Genomic DNA, 3,115 nt, shown 5'->3' on the forward strand with positions numbered 1-3,115 from the left:
GCTCATCGGCTGGATGCACGTGCGTCTTGGCCCGAATCGCGTGGGTCCGCTCGGACTCCTGCAGCCGATCGCCGACGTGCTGAAGCTGTTGCTGAAAGAAGTGATTCAGCCGACGCAAGCGAGCCGCTGGATCTACCTGATCGCGCCGATCATGACCGTGGTTCCCGCGTTCGCGGTGTGGGCGGTGATTCCGTTCCAGGCGAAAGCGGTGCTGGGCGACATCAACGCCGGCCTGCTCTATGTGATGGCGATTTCGTCCATCGGCGTGTATGGCGTGATCCTGGCCGGCTGGGCATCGAACTCGAAGTACGCGTTCCTTGGCGCCATGCGCGCCGCGGCGCAGATGGTGTCGTACGAAATCTCGATGGGCTTTGCGCTCGTCGTCGTGCTGATGGTCACGGGCAGCCTGAACATGTCGGCTATCGTGGTCTCGCAGGAACACGGCATCTTCGCGAACTGGGGTATCAACTTCCTCTCGTGGAACTGGTTGCCGCTCCTGCCCATGTTCGTCGTGTACTTCATCTCGGGCATTGCCGAAACGAACCGTCACCCGTTCGACGTGGTGGAAGGCGAGTCGGAAATCGTCGCGGGTCACATGATCGATTATTCGGGCATGGCGTTCGCGCTGTTCTTCCTGGCCGAGTACATCAACATGATCGTGATCTCGGCGATCGCATCGACGTTGTTCCTTGGTGGCTGGAGCGCGCCGTTTGGTTTCCTGTCCTTCATCCCGGGCATTTTCTGGTTCGTGCTGAAGATCTTCTTCCTGCTGTCCGTGTTCATCTGGGCCCGTGCGACGTTCCCGCGTTATCGCTACGACCAGATCATGCGTCTTGGCTGGAAAATCTTTCTGCCGGTGTCGGTGGTGTGGGTGGTCGTGGTCGGGTTCTGGATCATGTCACCGCTGAACATCTGGAAATAATGGGCGGATGAAAAAACCATGAACGCATTACAGAATTTCTTTAAAACCTTTTTCCTGACCGAGTTGCTGAAGGGTCTTGCGCTGACTGGCGGCTATTTGTTCCAGCGCAAGGTGACGGTTCAGTTCCCGGAAGAGAAGACCCCGATCTCCCCGCGTTTTCGAGGCCTGCATGCATTGCGCCGGTACGAGAACGGCGAAGAACGCTGCATCGCATGCAAGCTGTGTGAAGCCGTGTGCCCGGCGCTTGCAATCACCATCGAATCAGAAACGCGCGCCGACAATACGCGTCGAACCACGCGCTATGACATCGATTTGACCAAGTGCATCTTCTGCGGTTTCTGTGAAGAAAGCTGCCCGGTCGATTCGATTGTCGAAACGCATATCCTCGAGTATCACGGCGAGAAACGCGGCGACCTGTATTTCACGAAAGACATGTTGCTGGCAGTGGGCGACCGTTATGAAACGGAGATTGCTGCTGCGAAGGCTGCTGACGCGCCTTATCGGTAAAGCGGAGCGGGGCGCTCGTCTTCACCGCGCCTTTTGCTGTTCCTGCATTTGAATTGACCTGCTGTTCCGGCCCGCGCGCCATGGTTGTACGTTGCTTCCTTCAAAAGATGCGACACGGCGCGCTTGTGTCAAAACACAAAGCCTAACGATGAACCGGTAATCATGGAATTCACGACCGTACTGTTTTACATCTTCGCGCTGCTGCTGGTTATTTCGGCGCTGAAGGTGATCACTTCGCGCAACCCGGTGTCATCCGCGCTGTTTCTCGTGCTTGCGTTCTTCAACGCGGCCGCGATCTGGATGCTGCTCGAAGCCGAATTCCTCGCCATCTTGCTGGTTCTCGTCTATGTCGGCGCGGTCATGGTGCTGTTCCTGTTCGTGGTGATGATGCTGGACATCAACCTCGACGTGCTGCACCGCGACTTCAAGAAATTCGTGCCTATAGCGAGCATCGTGGGCGCGATCATCATCATCGAGACCGCTTTGATCCTGTGGCACGGCTATGGCGCGACGGTCACGCCGGTGCGCGACGCGATGCTGGTCAACGGGGTAGGTTCCGGCGTGGGTCCGAACGAAGTGATGTCGAATTCGCACCTGATCGGCAAGGTCATCTACACCGACTACATCTTCGCGTTTGAAATCGCGGGCCTGATCCTGCTGGTCGCGATCATCGCGGCAATCTCGCTGACCATTCGCGAGAAGAAGGACAACAAGCGCCAGTCGGTGAGCGAACAGGTCAAGGTGCGTGCGAAAGATCGCGTGCGGATCGTGAAGATGAAGTCCGAGCAGGAAGCGCCGGATGCCGCGACCAATCCGCCCGTTACCGGCAACGCCGGCGCCGGCACGGTCGACAACAAAGGCTGAGGAGATATAAAACCATGTTGAGTCTTGCCCATTACCTTGTGCTCGGCGCGATCCTGTTCGCGATCAGCATTGTCGGTATTTTCCTGAACCGACGTAACGTGATCATCATCCTGATGGCGATCGAACTGATGCTGTTGGCGGTCAATACGAACTTCGTCGCGTTCTCGCACTATCTCGGCGACATCCACGGCCAGATTTTTGTGTTCTTCGTATTGACGGTCGCGGCGGCTGAAGCGGCCATCGGTCTCGCGATTCTGGTCACGTTGTTCCGTAGCCTCGACACGATCAACGTCGAAGATCTCGATCAGCTCAAAGGTTAAATTCAGGCAAGACAGATATGTCCACGACACTCAATGAAAACCTTCTGCTTGCGATTCCGCTGGCACCGCTTGCCGGTTCGCTGATCGCGGGGTTGTTCGGCTGGAAGATCGGGCGCCGCGCGTCGCACAGCATCACCATTCTTGGTGTGGCGATATCGCTGGTGCTTTCGTGTTTCGTCTTCCTCGACGTCATGAAGGGCGCGAGCTTCAACGCGACCATTTACGAATGGATGACGGTCGGCCCGCTCAAGATGGAGATCGGCTTCCTGGTCGACTCGCTGACCGCGATGATGATGGTGATCGTCACCTTCGTCTCGCTGATGGTGCACATCTACACGATCGGCTATATGGCCGATGAAGAAACGGGCTACGAGCGCTTCTTCTCCTACATCTCGCTCTTCACGTTCTCAATGCTGATGCTCGTGATGAGCAACAACTTCCTGCAGTTGTTCTTCGGCTGGGAAGCGGTGGGCCTGGTGTCGTACCTGCTGATCGGCTTCTG

General features: G+C 57.0%; 4 protein-coding genes and 1 pseudogene. All 5 read left to right on the top strand.

Annotated features, from left to right (window positions below; genetic code table 11):
• Window positions 1-922 (top strand): NADH-quinone oxidoreductase subunit NuoH (nuoH, locus tag ACFFAR_RS29215; protein WP_375509014.1); only part of this gene is annotated, 922 nt, incomplete at its 5' end.
• An 18-nt stretch (window positions 923-940) separates the two neighbouring features.
• Window positions 941-1,429, top strand: a complete 489-nt coding sequence (nuoI, locus tag ACFFAR_RS29220; RefSeq protein ID WP_050381450.1) for an NADH-quinone oxidoreductase subunit NuoI — start codon at window positions 941-943, stop codon at window positions 1,427-1,429.
• A gap of 162 nt (window positions 1,430-1,591) precedes the next feature.
• Window positions 1,592-2,293, top strand: coding sequence for an NADH-quinone oxidoreductase subunit J (locus tag ACFFAR_RS29225; RefSeq protein WP_062167081.1), 702 nt, complete (start codon window positions 1,592-1,594; stop codon window positions 2,291-2,293).
• A 14-nt stretch (window positions 2,294-2,307) separates the two neighbouring features.
• Window positions 2,308-2,613 carry an NADH-quinone oxidoreductase subunit NuoK gene (gene nuoK, locus ACFFAR_RS29230; protein WP_031360677.1) on the top strand — a complete coding sequence of 102 codons (306 nt, stop codon included), beginning with the start codon at window positions 2,308-2,310 and terminating at the stop codon, window positions 2,611-2,613.
• A gap of 17 nt (window positions 2,614-2,630) precedes the next feature.
• A pseudogene (locus ACFFAR_RS29235) lies at window positions 2,631-3,115 on the top strand (NADH-quinone oxidoreductase subunit L); the annotation flags it as partial.

The organism is uncultured Caballeronia sp., from assembly GCF_964243625.1.
Lineage (GTDB): Bacteria > Pseudomonadota > Gammaproteobacteria > Burkholderiales > Burkholderiaceae > Caballeronia.